Origin of the sequence: Conservatibacter flavescens, assembly GCF_002795425.1 — a bacterium.
GTDB classification, from domain to species: domain Bacteria; phylum Pseudomonadota; class Gammaproteobacteria; order Enterobacterales; family Pasteurellaceae; genus Conservatibacter; species Conservatibacter flavescens.
Genome location: NZ_PHHA01000002.1, coordinates 157971 through 174823 on the forward strand (window position 1 = coordinate 157971; position 16853 = coordinate 174823).

Genomic DNA, 16853 nt, shown 5'->3' on the forward strand with positions numbered 1-16853 from the left:
GTATGAATAGCGTAGTATCTAAACAAATCAATAAGTATGACATTGCAAAAGACACTCTCGTTTTAATTCTTGCTGGGGGACGAGGTTCACGTCTACATGAATTAACAGATAAACGCGCGAAGCCTGCGGTATATTTTGGCGGAAATCGTCGTATTATTGATTTTGCATTATCAAATTGTATTAACTCTAATTTAAATCGCATTGGCGTTGTTACGCAATATGCTGCGCATTCACTTTTGCGCCACTTGCAGACAGGGTGGTCTTTCTTGCCGCAAGAGCGCAATGAATTTATTGATATGTTACCAGCGCGCCAGCAAATTGATGACTCAACTTGGTATCGTGGCACGGCGGATGCTGTTTATCAAAACATGGCTATTATTCGAGACCATTATCGTCCTAAATATGTATTAATTTTAGCTGGTGATCATATTTATAAAATGGATTATGGCCAAATGTTATTAGATCATGTGACAAGTGGTGCCAAATGTACGGTTGGTTCTATTGAAGTACCACGTAAAGAAGCCACTGAGTTCGGTGTAATGGCGGTTAATGAAAATTTGAAAGTGAAAGCATTTGTTGAAAAGCCTAAAGATCCACCGGCGATGATTGGTAAGCCGAATTCTTCTCTTGCTTCAATGGGAATTTATGTATTTGATTCAGAATATTTGTATGAAGCTTTGGAACGCACGGTCAATAATGAAAATACGTCCCATGATTTTGGTAAAGACGTGCTGCCTATGGCTTTAGAAGATGGTGTACTTTATGCCCACCCATTTGAACGTTCTTGTATGGGACGTAATACTGAAGGGGCGATTTATTGGCGAGATGTGGGAACATTAGATAGTTATTGGCAATCGAATATTGATTTAGTATCTGAAGAGCCTCAATTAGATATTTATGATCAAACTTGGCCGATTAGAGGTAATCCAACTCAAACTTATCCATCGAAATTTTTCTATAAAAAACACAAGAAAAGCGTAGATAATTCTCTAATTGGTGGGGGATGCGTGATTACAGATGCCGGAATTAGCAATTCTGTATTATTCGATCATATTAAAGTGAACGAAGGTTCGAATATTGAATATGCAGTGGTATTGCCACAAGTCACCATTGGCAAAAATTGTGTTTTAAAAAATTGTATTATTGATCGTCATTGTATTATTCCTGATGGTATGCAAATTGGCGTCGATATTGAAGAAGATCGTAAGCGTTTTCGTGTAAGTAGTTCAGGGCGTATTACATTAGTGACTCCAGCGATGTTGAAAGCGCTACGTGGTGAAATTGTGGAAAAAGAAGAGCATTTAGATTAATGGCGGTTTAAAACAGATATTGGCATCTTATAGTAGGCATGGGCGTATACATGCGCCCAAGTCTAATTTTGAGTAGTCAGATGGCATTATCTCCCAATTCGTATTAGAGAGCGCCTAAAAGTGCGGTCAGAATTCAGTTATTATTATGCAAGGAAAAAATCATTAAATGAAAGTATTACATGTTTGTTCAGAAATGTATCCTCTGATTAAAACAGGTGGGTTGGCTGATGTGATGGGAGCCTTACCTTTTGCGCAAAATGAAATTGGCATGGATGCTCGTGTATTAATTCCAGGATATCCTGCGATTTTAGAGGGGATCCCTGAAACGGTTATTGTTAATGCGTTTAATACTTCTGCAGGCTTTGTCACATTACGTTTTGGTTATTACAATGGATTAGGCGTGTATATTATTGATGCGCCTCATCTATATTATCGACATGGCAACCCTTACCATGATAGCAATTATCAGGACTATGGCGATAACTATAAACGTTTTGCTTTATTAGCATGGATTGGCGCAGAGTTATCTACAGGGCTAGATAATTGGTGGCGGGCTGAGATTGTACATGCTCATGATTGGCATGCTGGATTAACTGCGGCATATTTATATCAAAAGGGATATCCAGCGAAAGCGGTGTTTACGATTCATAATTTAGCTTATCAAGGGCAATTCTCTTATCACCATTTATTTGAAATTGGTCTGTCCACTGAGCTTTTTCATGTGAATGGATTGGAATTATATGGACAAATTTCTTATTTAAAAGCGGGTCTATATTATTCACATGCCGTAACAGCAGTGAGCCCAACCTATGCTAAAGAGATTACAACAGAGATGTTTGGTTATGGTTTAGAAGGGTTGTTGCAAACTAGAGCCTATGAAGGGCGTTTAGTCGGTATTTTAAATGGGGTTGATGATGGGATTTGGAATCCAGAGGTGGATAACTACATTCAAGACCATTACAAATTAAAATCTATGGCGGGTAAGAAAAAAAATAAGGCAAAATTACAAGCTGAATTTCATTTACCACAAGATCCAGATAGATTGGTTTTTGTCATGGTTACCCGATTGACAGAACAAAAAGGCGTGGATTTATTGCTAGAAAGTGTCGGCGAAATTATACAGCAAAATGGACAGCTGATTATTTTAGGTTCTGGTGCACCGCATTTAGAAGCATGGTTACAATACTTAGCGGAGCAACATCCACAGCATATTGGTGTACGTATTGGTTATGATGAAGCGCTATCCCATTTATTAATCGCCGGAGGAGATGTTATTTTGGTGCCAAGCCGTTTTGAGCCTTGTGGATTAACACAACTATATGGTTTAAAATACGGCACATTGCCTTTAGTGAGATCAACAGGTGGGCTAGCGGATACTGTGGTAAATAGCACGGCAGAAAATATTAAAGCTCGTCAAGCAACAGGGTTTGTATTTGAGCATGCAAGTCCCGAAGCGCTAAGTGGTGCGATTAAAGAAGCTTTCGCTTTATGGCATAAGCAACGCTTATGGTTTAGTGTTCGCACGGTTGCAATGGAACAGGATTTTAGTTGGCGAATCTCTGCGGAAAATTATCAGCGTTTATATGAAAGGCTAAGCTTTATATAAATAAACAAAAGAAGGATATTTCCTTGTAAGGAAATATCAGCGCTATTAAAAATAGCTTGAATGTAAAAGATTTTATATTAATTAAGACACACATAGGAGTTTAATGCTAATGAGCAGTTCAAACCACTCACCATTCGTGTATAACAGACCAGAAGAGTCCGTTGATGCTTTTAAAAAATCTATCGTTTATAAATTGATTTTTTTAATTGGACGTTCACCAGAAGAAGCAAGCCAACGTGATTGGTTAAATGCGACACTGTATGCGGTGCGTGATTTAGTGACAGAAGGATGGATTTCAACCGCAAAAGAAGCTAGAGATACCAAAGCACGTCGTGTCTATTATCTTTCTATGGAATTTTTGATGGGACGAACTTTGTCTAATGCGTTAATTGCTGAAGGTGTGTATGATTTAGCAAAAGAAGCTTTAAACGAACTTGGTGTCAACTTAGAAGATGTATTAGAAAAAGAAGTGGATCCCGGATTAGGTAATGGGGGATTAGGCCGTTTAGCCGCTTGTTTTATGGATTCCATTGCAACGTTAGGCTTGCCTGGTATGGGGTATGGTATTCGCTACGAATATGGCATGTTTCAACAGCACATTGAAAATGGCCGTCAAGTTGAAAAGCCAGATGCATGGTTAGAAAAAGGCACACCTTGGGAATTCGAACGCCCTTCAAAGCGTTATGCGATTCGATTTGGGGGACATATCCATTTTGAAGGTCGTAAATGTGTCTGGGAAAGCGCTGAGGAAATTACAGCATTAGCATATGATCAAATCGTTCCAGGTTATGATACTGCGGCATCAGCGACCTTACGTTTATGGCGCGCAAATGCGGGTGATACCTTTGATTTGGCGAAATTCAATAAAGGCGATTACTTTGCTGCGATTGAAGAGCGTAATGAATCCGAGAATGTTTCACGTGTATTATACCCAGATGATTCAACTTGGAATGGACGAGAGTTACGTTTACGCCAAGAATATTTTTTAGTGTCGGCTTCACTACAAGATATTATTCGTCGTCATAAGTGGCAAAACGGCGGTTCCATCGAAAATTTAGCAGATAAGGTCGCTATTCACCTTAATGACACGCATCCAGCATTAGCCATTCCTGAACTGATGTATATTTTAGTGGATCAAGAAGGTATCGCATGGCAAAAAGCATGGGACATGACACGCCGTATTTTCTCCTATACTTGTCATACCTTAATGAGTGAGGCTTTAGAAACATGGTCTGTTGATATGATGGGTAAAATTTTGCCACGTCATTTACAAATGATCTTTGAAATTAATGACTATTTCTTAGAATATGTAAAAACGTATGTGACTACAGATGTGGATTTTATTCGCCGAGTATCATTAATTGAAGAGGGTGAAGGCCATGCTCGTAAAGTGCGTATGGGGTGGTTATCTGTTGTTGGTTCACATAAGGTAAATGGAGTAGCCGCAATTCATTCAGATTTGATGGTGTCTTCAACCTTTGCAGATTTTGCTCGAATTTATCCGGATCGTTTTACTAATGTCACAAATGGTATCACGCCGCGTCGTTGGCTTGCAGTGGCAAATCCAGAGCTTTCGGCTTTATTTGATCAATACATTGGCACTGAATGGCGTAAAGATTTGAGCTTATTGACCGAGCTAAAAGCACACATCGATAAGCCTGAGTTACAAAAAGCGGTTGCGGAGATTAAGCATGCAAATAAAGTCAAATTAGCTGACTACATTTGGCAAGAATTAGGAATTAAAGTTGATCCTAACGCGCTTTTTGATGTACAAATTAAGCGAATCCATGAATATAAGCGCCAAATCATGAACTTATTACATATTGTGGCCCGCTATAATGCTATGCTAGAGGCACCGGAAAAAGAATGGGTTCCGCGAGTATTTATTTTAGCAGGGAAAGCGGCTTCTGCTTATACCGCAGCAAAAGATACTATCAATTTGATTAATGATGTCGCCACGGTAATTAACAATGATGAACGTTTAAAAGGCCGTTTAAAGGTGATTTTTATTCCTAATTATAGTGTGAGTTTGGCGCAATTAATTATTCCAGCAGCTGACATTTCTGAACAAATTTCTTTGGCAGGAACAGAAGCTTCAGGGACTAGTAATATGAAGTTTGCTCTGAATGGTGCGCTTACACTTGGTACCCTTGATGGCGCTAACGTAGAAATTTTACAAAATGTGGGCGAGGAGCATATTTTCATCTTTGGTAATACGGTAGAACAAGTGGAAAAATTACGTCGTGATGGCTATTATCCAATTGATTATTATCAGAAAGATGAACAATTGCGTAAAGTTATGGATCAATTAAATTCAGGCTGGTTCTCTCCGCGTGATGCTAATCGTTATCAAAATTTACTGAGCGCCTTGCAGTTCCATGATTATTACCAAGCTTTTGCGGATTTCCGTAGTTATGTAGACACACAAGCTAAAGTTGATGAGAAATATCGTGATCAAAAGGCATGGATTAATAGTACTTTACAGAATATTGTCAATATGAGTTATTTTTCTTCTGATCGTACTGTGATGGATTATGCTGAGAAAATTTGGCATGTGTCTCCATTAGATGTGGATAAGTAATTTTCTTGAATATCTAAATCTTAGCGCATAAGCGAATAAATCACTTATAGCGCTTGATAAAATACTTTAGAAATAACCGCACTTTAATAAAAAGAGCGGTTATTTTTTTATATATTTTTTAGCAAATGATAACAAATATCATTTGCTTTGTGTGTTAAGAAAATGATATAGTTTGCCTTACATATTATTGTAATGTGTTGATCGGTTTTTGATTTCTTTTGTAAACAATTATAAGAGTTGTCAATTTTATTCTTAATAAAATTTAATAACCTAAGGTAAAAGCATGAAGATGTCTAATAAATTCACACCTACTTATATTAGCCTTGTTGTACTTGGCGCATTAAGCTCCCTTTCTGTTTCAGCAAATACGAACGCCAATAAAATGGAGATGTTAGATGAAATTGTTGTTTCGGCAGACCGTCAAGGGACAAAAATTCAAAGTAATGTTGTTACATTAAAAGAACAAAATGAAAGCACGGAAACAGATTTACGTGGCTTATTATCTAAAGATGCCTCCATTGATTTTGGTGGCGGTAATGGTACATCGCAATTTTTAACTTTACGTGGCATGGGGCAAAACTCTGTTGATATTAAAGTGGACAATGCTTATTCAGATAGTCAAATTTTATATCATCAAGGTCGTTTTATTATTGATCCATCGTTACTAAAAAGTATATCGGTACAAAAAGGCGCAGGATCAGCGAGTGCGGGTATTGGTGCAACCAATGGTGCAATTATTGCGAAGACAGTAAGTGCAAAAGATTTATTAGAAAATTCGGGTAAAAATTTTGGCGCGAAATTAAATACAGGCTATGCAAGTAATGGTGGGCATTCTTATGGTGCAGCTATTTTTGGACAAGCGGGTAATTTTGATGCGTTATTTTCTTATAACCGCACAGATGAAGAAGACTATAAACCAGGTAAAGGTTATCAAAATATTGATGGTGGGAACAAAGTCCCTTACAGTGGTTTAGATAAACGTAATTTTTTAGGTAAAATCGGGGCGACGTTTGGTGATCATCGTATCGTATTAAGCCATCTCCAAGATCAACATCGAGGCACTCGTTTAGTTCGTGAGGAATTCACCGTAACAGGCGGAAGACTTTCCTTACAACGTCAGTCACCAGCATATCGAGAAACTACATTAACCAATACGAATCTTGAATATACTGGGAAAAATCTAGGCTTCATTAATGAACTCACTGCGAATGCGTATATCATGAAAAACAAACGTTATTCTGCTGATGACAGTGGTTGTGGTTATTGTGGAAGTATAGCAGGTCCAACAAATACTAAAATTACGACACGTGGCGCTAACGTTAATTTTGATTCTATGCTTGGCGAGCATGTATTAATTAAATATGGTATCAACTACCGAGATCAAAAAGTCACACCGCATGCTTTCTTAAGTCAAACCCATCGTTTAAATGAACCAAAGAAAACAGACATTGGTCCATATCTTGAAGCTATCAGCGCGGTAGGGGATTTTACATTAACAGCGGGTCTTCGTTACGATTACTTTAAAGTGAAAGCAATGGATGGTAAAACCGTCTCTGATGCGAAAGTGAATCCAAGCTTTGGCGTGATTTATCAGCCTACAGAAAATTTAAGTTTCAGTGTTAACCACAACTATGCTTCTCGTAGTCCACGTTTATATGATGCATTAATGACACACGGCGCAAGAAGTATTGTTTCTATTGCAGACGGTACAGTCGCTGAACGCGCGCGTAACACCGAGATTGGATTTAACTATGAAAATGGTGGCTTCTCATTGGATGCTAGTTATTTTTGGCAGCGTATCAACGATGCCGTTGCGAATCCACAACAACGTCATGATGCCGCCGGTAATCCTATTTCTGGTGTGAGAGAAACAACCAATGCAGGCTTTATTAAAAATCGTGGTTATGAAATTAACGCAGCATACCGTTTAAATGGCTTTACCGCACGCTTAGGAGTGTCAGAAAGTAAACCACGTATTTATGATACCCACCCAGATAATTTATTAAGTTCTAATCCTGAATTTGCAGTACAAGCAGGGCGTACTTGGACAATGGGATTGGCTTATCGCTTTACCAATCCTAATTTAGAAATTGGTTGGCGTAATCGTACTGTACAAGATGGGCACGGTTCAGTGCTAGTTCGTGAGCGTGATAGTGGCACAATAGTAGAGCGCAACGGTTATACAGTACATGATTTTTATGCTAACTGGAAACCATTAGATAATGACAATCTAAATATTAATTTTGCATTAGATAACGCGTTTAATAAATTCTATTATCCACATAGCCAACGTGGTGAGACTTTGCCGGGTATTGGTCGCACTTTCCGAGTTGGAATCAATTACCAATTTTAAATAAATATAATCGCGTAATGGGCAACAGAAGTTGCCCATTTTTAATGGAAGACCTAAAAGGTAGAATTTAAACGTGGTAGATCATCAAAAAGCATTTGGTATTTTGAATTGAGGTAAGGTTTAATTTCCTCCCAAGACAATGCGAGCTCAACTTCTCCCATTACATAAGGCGCGAGAGCATATAATGGGAAGACAAAGACGATGCGACGATTGAGCGTATCAATATAAAATGCTTTTGGTAATTCAAAATCTTCTCGCTCAATAAAAGGATCGAGTTCTGTCTGTTCAAGATATGCTTGATAAGCCTCCCATAATTGATTTTCCACTTCATTGATATTTTTCAGAGGCAATAAATCATTTAACGTAATAACCGTTTTCCCTTTCATATCAACATTTAAATATTCTGTAGCATATAAGCCATGAGCGCCGCCATAGTAGTTATCCGTGAAAATTCGAAATAATGCGAGATCATGGTGTTGCCCAACATAATTGATTTCATATGCTAGCCTTATACCAATAAGTTCATCTTGTATTAAATCCGCTAAGTCATCGGCATAATGTTGCGCTAATTGGGTTTGTAATACGGTCTTTTTATCTGCTAATGACTTTGGAATATTGGGTTTTGGGGCCGTATTATCCGGATCATCGTTGCGGTGGTTTAGGGTCAGTTGGGCGAGTAAATCATTGTATAAAATATTATCTAGCCATTCTACGCCGGTAGTTAATGCGATGATATCATATTGTATAAACGCTTCTCTTGTTTCTGTTTCAGCGGAAGCTTGGTCTTGGTTTTTGTCTTCGTCTTCCTGAGCTTGTAGAGGGGGAAATTTAATGCGTTCTTCCTTTTGAAAAACAACGACAGGCTTTGTGACTAATGTACGAGGCAAGGTCTCGTTTTGCTTGGATTTATCCATATCGGCTTTGAGTTGGATAAGTTGATTATTGCTCTTATCTAACTCACTTTTTAACTGTATTACAGTTTGTTCACTTTGTTGCAGTCTTTCAGTTAACGCATTAATTTCTTTGTCATTACATGCAGTAAGCAGAATAAGAGATGTGAGTAGAGTAAGTGAAAATCTTGACATATGAACCCCTTTTATAGATGAAAAAGCCCCAATAATGGGGCTATATATTACATTTTTTCTACAGTTTTGATGCCTAACAAATCTAATCCTTGTTTTAACGTACGTTCAGTCAGTTTGGCTAATTTTAAGCGGCTAAGTTTTATTGCCTCGTCACTTTGATTAAGTATTGGGCAATGCTCATAAAAACTTGAAAAAATCCCTGCCAACTCATATAGATAAGCACATAAGACATGTGGTGTACCGTCTCTGCCAACCACTTGAACTGCCTCTTCAAATTGTAATAATTTTAATGAAAGCGACCGCTCTTTTTCATCAATGAGATGAATATTTGCTTGATTTAATGTATCTTCTGACACATTACTGCGATTAAAAATAGAACGGATACGCGTATAAGCATATTGCATATAAGGCGCTGTATTCCCTTCAAAACTGAGCATGTTATCCCAATCAAAAACATAATCTGTGGTACGATTTTTTGATAAGTCTGCATATTTTACCGCGCCAATCCCGACAGCTTCGACAACGGCTGCTTTTTCTTGTTCAGAAAGTGCGGTATTTTTTTCTGAAATAAGTTTATCGGCTCGCTCAATAGCTTCATCAAGTAAATCCGCTAATTTTACCGTACCGCCAGTACGCGTTTTAAACGGTTTTCCATCTTTGCCCAGCATCATGCCAAAGTTTTTATGCTCTAAGCTAAAAGTGTCAGGCACATAGCCGGCTTTACGTGTGATTAGCCACGCCTGTTGCATATGTTGGCTTTGGCGAGTATCAGAAAACACTAAGGCACGATCGGCTTTTAATGTCTCATAACGATATTTAGCCGCAGCAATATCTGTCGTCGTATAAAGGAAACCGCCGTCTTTTTTCTGTACGATAACCCCCATTGGATCACCGTCTTTATTTTTAAATTCATCAAGATAAACAACCAACGCACCATCATCTTCAGTCGCTAAACCTTGCGCTTTTAAATCGGCAACAATACCCGGTAGCATAGGGTTATATAGGCTTTCCCCCATAACATCTTTTTCCGTCAGCGTGACATTTAAGCGATTATAGTTCAGTTGATTTTGTTCCATTGTGATTTTGACTAATTTTTGCCACATTTGGCGACAATAGTCATCGCCACTCTGTAACTTGACGACATAATTACGGGCTTTTTCTGCGAATACGGGGTCTTCGTCATAATGCTTTTTGGCATCACGATAAAACGCCTCTAAGTCATGTAATTGCATTTCGGACGCTTGCTCATTTTCCATTTTTTCTAAATAGGCGATAAGCATGCCAAATTGCGTTCCCCAGTCGCCAACATGATTGGCGCGAATAACATGATTGTTCAAAAATTCTAATGTGCGTACAACAGAGTCTCCAATAATCGTCGAACGTAAATGCCCGACATGCATTTCTTTGGCGACATTAGGCGAAGAATAATCTACTACAATAGTTTGTTTGTCATTATTTTTAATATTTAAATGCGGATCTTGTAATGCTATTTTAGCTTGTTGTGCTAACCAGTTCTTATCTAAGAAAATATTAATAAATCCCGGCCCTGCAATTTCGCATTTTTCCACAATGCCTGAAAGGTTAATATGGGTAAGCACTTTTTGAGCAAATTCACGTGGATTAAGGCCCATTTTTTTCGCCGCAGGCATAATGCCGTTGGCTTGGTAATCACCAAATTGGGGTTTGCCTGATTGACGGATAAGTGCATCACATGTGACATCTGCACCAGCCGCAACCATAGCTTGTTGAATGTTGTTAGATAAAAGGGTTTGAATATTCACGGAAAGAAATACCTTGTTTGAAATCACATAAAATCAATAATCTGTTATGATACTAGGGATTTGCTTTTCAGAAAAGATAGAGTGATAAAAAATGCAAAATTTGAATAAAAACCATAAACTATTTGAAACAAATCCAGCGCTTTTGCAGGATTTTATCGTTTTTGAACAGAAAATAGCACAATTAGCAACCGCAATGAAGTTATCTTTGGCTGATTATGAAATTGATCATCTCGCGTTGCGTGTAAATAGTGTCGTGAGCGCAGAGCAGTGGACAACCTTGCTAGGAAAGTGCGGTCATGTATTAAGTCAGAATGTAATCAATGGGCGGCCAATTTATTTATTTGAATTAGAAGAACCATTGGTATTTTTTGAACAACAGGTTAGAATTATTGAGTTGCCTTATCCTAAGAATAAAATATACCCCAAAGAAAGTTGGGAACATATTGAAGTGGTAATGCCATTTTTGTTCAAAGAATCAACAGTTGAATGGATGGATCGGATAAAATCGACATATTCGTGGAACCATTTGAATCAACTTAAGGTCAAAGTGAGCGAACCAAAGGCGGAAGGGGAACAATTACCTAATCCATCTATAGCAGTGAGCCTTATGGATCCGCAAAATCATTGTACAATTAAGGTTCACCCTTATTCTATTAAAAAAATTATTGAGGTTTTATCATGATGAAAAAAATGACATTAGCTTTAGCAATTATGACGAGTGTCGGTTTAGTTGGCTGTGCGAATACTGATATTTATAGCGGAAATGTTTATGAAGGCAATCAAGCCAAAGAAGCGCGTTCTATTAGCTATGGAACAATCGTTTCTAGCCGTCCAGTAAAAATTCAAGCTGACAATCAAGGTGTGATTGGTACTGTTGGTGGCGGTGTGTTAGGTGGAATCGCAGGTTCTGGTATCGGTGGCGGTACTGGTCAGGCTATTGCAACTGCGGTGGGTGCTGTTGCCGGTGCGGTAATCGGTAGTAAAGTAGAAGAAAAGGCAAGCCAAGTAAATTCATTAGAATTAGTGATTAAAAAAGATAACGGTCAAGAAATCGTTGTCGTGCAAAAATATGATGCCTCTTTGACTGTAGGTCGTCGTGTTCGTATTGTAGGTGGTTCAACTTTGAATGTATCTGCGTTATAAGAAAATTGCATGGTGGGCAGATAAATGCCCACCATTTTTTAGGTCGGTAATTTTATTTCACGAATAGCCATATTCATTCCGTCAATCATCAATAAACGTCCACATAAATTCTTGCCAATATTTAACCGCACTTTAATGGCTTCTAAGGCTTGAATCGTCCCGACTATGCCTACAATAGGGGAGAGAACGCCTGCTTCAACGCAGCTTAGGGTATTTTGACCAAATAATTGGCTGACAGAATGATAAGTTGGGGTATTTTCTTCATAAGTAAATACTGAAACTTGCCCTTCTAAACGGATCGCTGCCCCAGAAATTAATGGGATTTTTTTGAGTTGGCAAGCGCGATCTAACTGATTGCGGGTTTCAACATTATCTGTACAATCTAGCACAACATCAAAATCGGAGACCAATTGTATAAGTTGTGGTTCATCTAAATGTTGGTGAATGGCTTGAATATCAATATGAGGATTCAATTGGGTTAAACTCAACTTAGCTGACTCGACTTTTGGCATATTTAACCGACTGTCATTATGTAATACTTGACGTTGTAGATTCGATAACGATACGGTATCAAAATCTAATAACGTTAAATGACCTATACCCGCAGTCGTGAGATATTGACTTGCGGCACAGCCTAAGCCCCCTAATCCCACTACTAACATACGAGAGCTTTTTAAGGTTTCTTGTCCCTCAAAATCAATAGACTTTAATACAATTTGGCGATTGTAGCGTAATTCTTCTTGGTAACTTAGTTCTGCCATATTTATCCTAATAAATCACTAAATGGCTCAATAGTGACTGTTTCACCCGCAGAAACATTCCCGCGTTCACGTTCAAGTACAATGAAACAGTTACTTGCCACAAAAGCGCTAAACATATGCGAACCTTGAAAACCAACGGATTGCACAACGGTCTGTCCTTGCTCATTGACCGAATAAAAACCACGCTGGAAATCTAAGCGGCCTGGCGCTTTTTTAAGATCGGTTGTAGTAAGTGCGGTTATTTTCTGCGGTTTTTTCCAATCAGTGTGACCTTGTAACTTTTTAATGATAGGTTGAACTAATTGATAAAAGGTAACGAGTGCAGAAACAGGATTACCAGGTAAACCACAGAACCAAGCTTGGGGAAGTTTGCCGAAAGCGAAAGGTTTGCCCGGTTTTATCGCTAATTTCCAAAAATTAATTTGTCCAATTTTTTCTAGCACCGTTTTGGTAAAATCAGCTTCACCAACAGATACACCACCACTCGTAATGACGAGATCAGCTTGGGTTTGTGCCGCTAAAAATGTTTGTTCAAATTGGGCTTCATCATCAGGCAAAATCCCAAAATCTAAGATTTCGCAGTCTAATTTTTCTAACATTAATTTTACTGCAAAACGGTTTGTGTCATAAATTTGTCCTGTTTGCAGGGGCTGTCCAACGGGGACGAGTTCATCACCAGTGGATAATATAGCCACTTTTAAACGTGGAAAAACCTTAACCTGTTCAATACCTAATGACGCGAGTAGAGGCAAAGAAAGTGCGGTTAATTTTGCCCCTTTTTTTAATATGACTTCGCCTTGTTTGACATCTTCACCAATACGGCGAATATTGCTATTTGCTTTGGGTAATGCTTTAAAGCTTACTGTACCATCAGGATTGATCGTGACTTCTTCTTGCATAACGACGGCATCGGTTCCGGCTGGAATCATTGCGCCTGTCATGATGCGTACGACACTTTGTGCCGGCCATTCTTGTTCAAAAGGTTGACCAGCAAAAGATTTGCCCGCCACAGATAAGGTCAGTGAATTCTTTAAATCAGCTAATCGAACCGCATATCCGTCCATCGCAGAATTATCAAACGAAGGGACATTAATCGGTGAAATGACATCTTCAGCTAAAATGCGATGTTGCGCATGGGTTAAATTTAAACATTCAATGTGATTACCCTCTGGCAAAGGGAGTTGGCTATCTAATAAATCAAGCGCTTGCTCAAGGGAAAGTAAACCGTTCATGGTGTCTCCTGATTTTATTCTTTCCAAATTACATGATATTCCCGATTTTCTTCATGATGGGAAATGAGGAACTTAGCGAAAATATCATCCATAATATCGTTATCATTTACTAAACCTATCCACACTTCAGCATAAGCATCGGGATCGATTAGTGTACCGATATGCATATCCCAATCATCAGCGGTTTCGACCATTTCCACAGCGCCTCGCTCTTCAAATTGTAAATTGAACAGGAGGATATCTGCTGGGTCAAGATTTTCAGGTGCCATTTCTAGAAAAATATCATAAGCCAAGTCAATGGCGGTATCGGGATCAAGTTTATGTTGTTCAGTCATAATTATCCTATAAGTGCGGTCGATTTTGTAAAATTTAATAAATTATACTCGTGATTAAATTGGGATTGAAGCAAAAAAGACCAGTAAAATCGGTGCAACAAGATTAATAATAAAACCGTAGCTAATGGCCAATGGTACCACTTCCATTCCACCTGATCGTTGAATAATAGGTAGAGTACAATCAAGGGCAGTAGCGCCTGTAATACCAACAGCGGTGGAGCGATAATGATGCATAAAAAATGGCACAATAAATAAGCTAATAATTTCTCGTGACAAGTCATTAAAAAACGCGATACTACCGAATACCGCTCCCCAAGCATCGTTTAATACTACACTAGATAAAGAATACCAGCCAAAACCTGCTGCGATGGCAAGACCTTGAGTAATAGGGAGATTCAAGATTAAGGCTGCGATAACGCCCCCGAGTAAAGACGTCACAATGACGATGACTGCAGTGTAAATGCCTCGTTTATTGAAAAATACCTCACGTAGTGAAATACCATTATTGCGTAATTGTATACCGACAAAAAAGATAAGCGTAATGAGGACATATGTGCTCGCATTTAATGGTAATAAAAAGATATTCTTAGCAAAAAAACCAACTAGAAAGCCGAGAATCACCATACTGCATAGCTTGAAAGAATCAAGTAATAATCGCCAGCGAGGGGGAAGATCTTTGCCTAAGCGAATTAAAGGTCGAGGCGAAAGTTTATCGTAAATCAATAACCCCACAAAATTAAGCCCTTGAGTGATAAACGCAAAAGTTAATGCTGAAAGTGCAATAATGGGTAATTTACTAGCAAGATCGTCAAGTTGTCCGAGTGAATACCCCATGACAAAAAGAATCACATAAAGTAATAACATGACAAGTTGATTAATATAATGTAAGAATTTGATGTGATTTGTTTTAATCAAATAACCTAAAAACATGGGGCCTAAGACAATGAGCAATCCTTCAATCATAATTAAAATTCGTTTTTTTATTCAATAAATGATAGCCTTAGAGTATAACAAAGTGCGCTTAGTTTTCGAAAAGTTTTTAGAGGAATTATGTATTTACGACAAATTGAAGTCGTGGGGTTTAGGGGAATTAATCGATTATCTCTGAATTTACGCGCGGATATGGTGCTTATTGGTGAAAATGCGTGGGGTAAATCCAGTTTATTGGATGCGTTATGTTTAATTTTGAACCCTACACAGTCTTTATATCAATTTAATTCCGATGATTTCCATTTATGTTATGCGGAAGACGTTGGGTTGTGTCGCCATATCACTTTGCTATTTACGTTCTCAGAACAGGCTTCTTATGAAACGGGAAATCATGCTAAAGGATTTTATCGCGATGTTCTTAGCCCTCATGAAGATGGATTCCAACGTATTTATTTACGGGTGACAGGCGATTTACTTAATGATCAACAAGTTAAAACAGAATATTCATTTTTAGATGCGCAGGGATTGCCAATTGACGGAATTGATGTTGAGAAATTAGTATTACAATTAATGGCCCATTATCCGGTTTATCGTTTTCGTGATGCGCGGTTAAAATCCCGCTATCACCATACTCAGTCAGGTTCCAAGATAGATAAAATAGGCGAGTTTGGGGAGGAAATTCACGCAGTATCGCTATTACTACAGTACTACTTTATTCGACACGATGATTATCCACAATTGCTTAATCAAGTGAAAGATACTACGCAGTTATGGCAAAAAGTGCAATCGCTGTGTCAGAGGTTGCGGCAAGATTCAACCTCGCGTTTGCAAAAACAGTTATTCTTATCGCTCTCTTCTTTATTCGCCAATTCATATCAACATACTGTGAAACAGCATGTTAAACCCATTATTTTATTCGAAGATCCGGAGTCTCGCTTGCATCCGAGAATGTTGGCGATAGCTTGGGAGCTTGCGAATTATTTACCGATTCAACGCATTACCACAACGAATTCCGTTGAATTACTTTCACAAGTTGACTTACGCTCGATTTGTCGCTTAGTGCGTTATAGTGATAGAACACATGCTTTTCAGTTAGATAAGCATTTAGGCAAAGAGGAGTTACGTCGGTTAAATTTCCATATCCATTATAATCGTAGCTTGGCGTTATTTTCACGTACTTGGATTCTTGTAGAAGGGGAGACAGAAGTATGGATGTTGTCCGAATTAGCAAAATTATTAGAAATTAATTTGGAAATGGAAGGGATTAGGATTGTGGAGTTTGCGCAATCAGGATTACGACCTCTAATAAAATATGTACAGGCAATGGGGATTGAATGGTATGTATTAACAGATGGAGACAAAGCGGGTTTGCAATATACGGAATTAGTTAAAAGTATGTTGGGGGAAAATGAGAATCTCTCTAGTCGTATTACCACGTTGCCCAAGCGAGATATTGAGCATTTCTTTTATGTCGAAGGTTTTGAATCAGTATTTATTCGTCTTGCCCATTGGGTTGTACAAAAAAATCAATATCTTCCAGCATCAAGAATTATTCAAAAAGCCATTCAGCGCACTTCAAAGCCAGATCTTGCTATCGCTTTATCGAAAGAAATGAGAAAACGAGGAAAGCAGTCAATTCCTTCTTTATTTAAACGCTTATTTTCTAAAGTCCTTATTTTAGCAAAAGGCATGTAAATAAACTGGTTGTTTATACAGTAAAGTGCGGTTAAAATAGA

13 protein-coding genes are annotated in these 16853 nt (G+C 38.3%); 7 read left to right on the forward strand and 6 right to left on the reverse strand.

The window, feature by feature from the left end; all coding sequences use genetic code 11:
- The first annotated feature begins 2 nt into the window (after positions 1-2).
- The 4 genes from glgC to CVP05_RS00785 all read left to right on the forward strand — a co-directional run bounded on the left by glgC (position 3) and on the right by CVP05_RS00785 (position 7850).
- Positions 3-1310 carry a glucose-1-phosphate adenylyltransferase gene (gene glgC / locus CVP05_RS00770; RefSeq protein WP_100287886.1) on the forward strand — a complete coding sequence of 436 codons (1308 nt, stop codon included), beginning with the start codon at positions 3-5 and terminating at the stop codon, positions 1308-1310.
- 166 nt (positions 1311-1476) lie between these two features.
- Positions 1477-2916, forward strand: a complete 1440-nt coding sequence (glgA, locus tag CVP05_RS00775) for a glycogen synthase GlgA (RefSeq protein WP_100287654.1) — start codon at positions 1477-1479, stop codon at positions 2914-2916.
- Between the two features lie 109 nt (positions 2917-3025).
- Complete coding sequence (gene glgP / locus CVP05_RS00780) at positions 3026-5497, forward strand: glycogen/starch/alpha-glucan family phosphorylase (RefSeq protein WP_423739117.1); 2472 nt, start codon at positions 3026-3028, stop codon at positions 5495-5497.
- Positions 5498-5780: 283 nt separating this feature from the next.
- Positions 5781-7850, forward strand: a complete 2070-nt coding sequence (locus tag CVP05_RS00785; RefSeq protein WP_207761336.1) for a TonB-dependent siderophore receptor — start codon at positions 5781-5783, stop codon at positions 7848-7850.
- Positions 7851-7903: 53 nt separating this feature from the next.
- Here CVP05_RS00785 and CVP05_RS00790 read toward each other — a convergent pair whose 3' ends face one another.
- Together CVP05_RS00790 and argS are read right to left on the reverse strand one after the other, a co-directional pair.
- Positions 7904-8935 (reverse strand): DUF3298 domain-containing protein, encoded by a 1032-nt coding sequence (locus CVP05_RS00790; RefSeq protein ID WP_100287656.1) that lies wholly within the window; start codon positions 8933-8935, stop codon positions 7904-7906.
- Between the two features lie 47 nt (positions 8936-8982).
- Positions 8983-10716, reverse strand: a complete 1734-nt coding sequence (gene argS / locus CVP05_RS00795; RefSeq protein WP_100287657.1) for an arginine--tRNA ligase — start codon at positions 10714-10716, stop codon at positions 8983-8985.
- Between the two features lie 91 nt (positions 10717-10807).
- Between argS and CVP05_RS00800 the strand changes: the two genes are divergently transcribed.
- The gene (locus CVP05_RS00800; RefSeq protein ID WP_100287658.1) at positions 10808-11398 is read left to right on the forward strand and encodes a VOC family protein; all 591 of its coding nucleotides are present in this window, start codon (positions 10808-10810) and stop codon (positions 11396-11398) included.
- On the forward strand, positions 11398-11859 hold the full coding sequence (locus CVP05_RS00805) for an outer membrane lipoprotein (RefSeq protein ID WP_100287888.1): 462 nt from the start codon (positions 11398-11400) through the stop codon (positions 11857-11859). Before CVP05_RS00800 ends, CVP05_RS00805 begins: the two co-directional genes overlap by 1 nt.
- Before the next feature lie 38 nt (positions 11860-11897).
- On the opposite strand, the gene moeB is transcribed toward CVP05_RS00805, so the two are convergent.
- Genes moeB through CVP05_RS00825 form a run of 4 tightly spaced genes read right to left on the reverse strand, consistent with a single transcriptional unit; the run spans position 11898 to position 15150 of the window.
- Positions 11898-12620, reverse strand: a complete 723-nt coding sequence (moeB, locus tag CVP05_RS00810; RefSeq protein ID WP_100287659.1) for a molybdopterin-synthase adenylyltransferase MoeB — start codon at positions 12618-12620, stop codon at positions 11898-11900.
- Positions 12621-12622: 2 nt separating this feature from the next.
- On the reverse strand, positions 12623-13852 hold the full coding sequence (gene moeA / locus CVP05_RS00815) for a molybdopterin molybdotransferase MoeA (RefSeq protein WP_100287660.1): 1230 nt from the start codon (positions 13850-13852) through the stop codon (positions 12623-12625).
- A 14-nt stretch (positions 13853-13866) separates the two neighbouring features.
- A complete protein-coding gene (locus CVP05_RS00820; protein ID WP_100287661.1) occupies positions 13867-14187 on the reverse strand; it encodes an HI1450 family dsDNA-mimic protein in 321 nt (106 codons plus the stop codon).
- Between the two features lie 54 nt (positions 14188-14241).
- A complete protein-coding gene (locus CVP05_RS00825) occupies positions 14242-15150 on the reverse strand; it encodes a LysO family transporter (protein WP_100287662.1) in 909 nt (302 codons plus the stop codon).
- Positions 15151-15237: 87 nt separating this feature from the next.
- On the opposite strand from CVP05_RS00825, the gene CVP05_RS00830 reads away from it, so the two are divergent.
- Positions 15238-16812, forward strand: a complete 1575-nt coding sequence (locus tag CVP05_RS00830; protein WP_100287663.1) for a DUF2813 domain-containing protein — start codon at positions 15238-15240, stop codon at positions 16810-16812.
- Positions 16813-16853 lie beyond the last annotated feature (41 nt).

What these genes read in the sequence shown, in the direction of transcription:
- glgC (WP_100287886.1), top strand. Translation starts at nt 3, where the DNA reads ATGAATAGCGTAGTATCTAAACAAATCAATAAGTATGACATTGCAAAA.
- CVP05_RS00830 (WP_100287663.1), top strand. Translation starts at nt 15,238, where the DNA reads ATGTATTTACGACAAATTGAAGTCGTGGGGTTTAGGGGAATTAATCGA.
- moeB (WP_100287659.1), bottom strand. Translation starts at nt 12,620, where the DNA reads ATGGCAGAACTAAGTTACCAAGAAGAATTACGCTACAATCGCCAAATT.
- CVP05_RS00790 (WP_100287656.1), bottom strand. Translation starts at nt 8,935, where the DNA reads ATGTCAAGATTTTCACTTACTCTACTCACATCTCTTATTCTGCTTACT.
- glgP (WP_423739117.1), top strand. Translation starts at nt 3,026, where the DNA reads ATGAGCAGTTCAAACCACTCACCATTCGTGTATAACAGACCAGAAGAG.
- moeA (WP_100287660.1), bottom strand. Translation starts at nt 13,852, where the DNA reads ATGAACGGTTTACTTTCCCTTGAGCAAGCGCTTGATTTATTAGATAGC.
- CVP05_RS00825 (WP_100287662.1), bottom strand. Translation starts at nt 15,150, where the DNA reads ATGATTGAAGGATTGCTCATTGTCTTAGGCCCCATGTTTTTAGGTTAT.
- CVP05_RS00785 (WP_207761336.1), top strand. Translation starts at nt 5,781, where the DNA reads ATGAAGATGTCTAATAAATTCACACCTACTTATATTAGCCTTGTTGTA.
- CVP05_RS00820 (WP_100287661.1), bottom strand. Translation starts at nt 14,187, where the DNA reads ATGACTGAACAACATAAACTTGATCCCGATACCGCCATTGACTTGGCT.
- glgA (WP_100287654.1), top strand. Translation starts at nt 1,477, where the DNA reads ATGAAAGTATTACATGTTTGTTCAGAAATGTATCCTCTGATTAAAACA.
- CVP05_RS00805 (WP_100287888.1), top strand. Translation starts at nt 11,398, where the DNA reads ATGAAAAAAATGACATTAGCTTTAGCAATTATGACGAGTGTCGGTTTA.
- CVP05_RS00800 (WP_100287658.1), top strand. Translation starts at nt 10,808, where the DNA reads ATGCAAAATTTGAATAAAAACCATAAACTATTTGAAACAAATCCAGCG.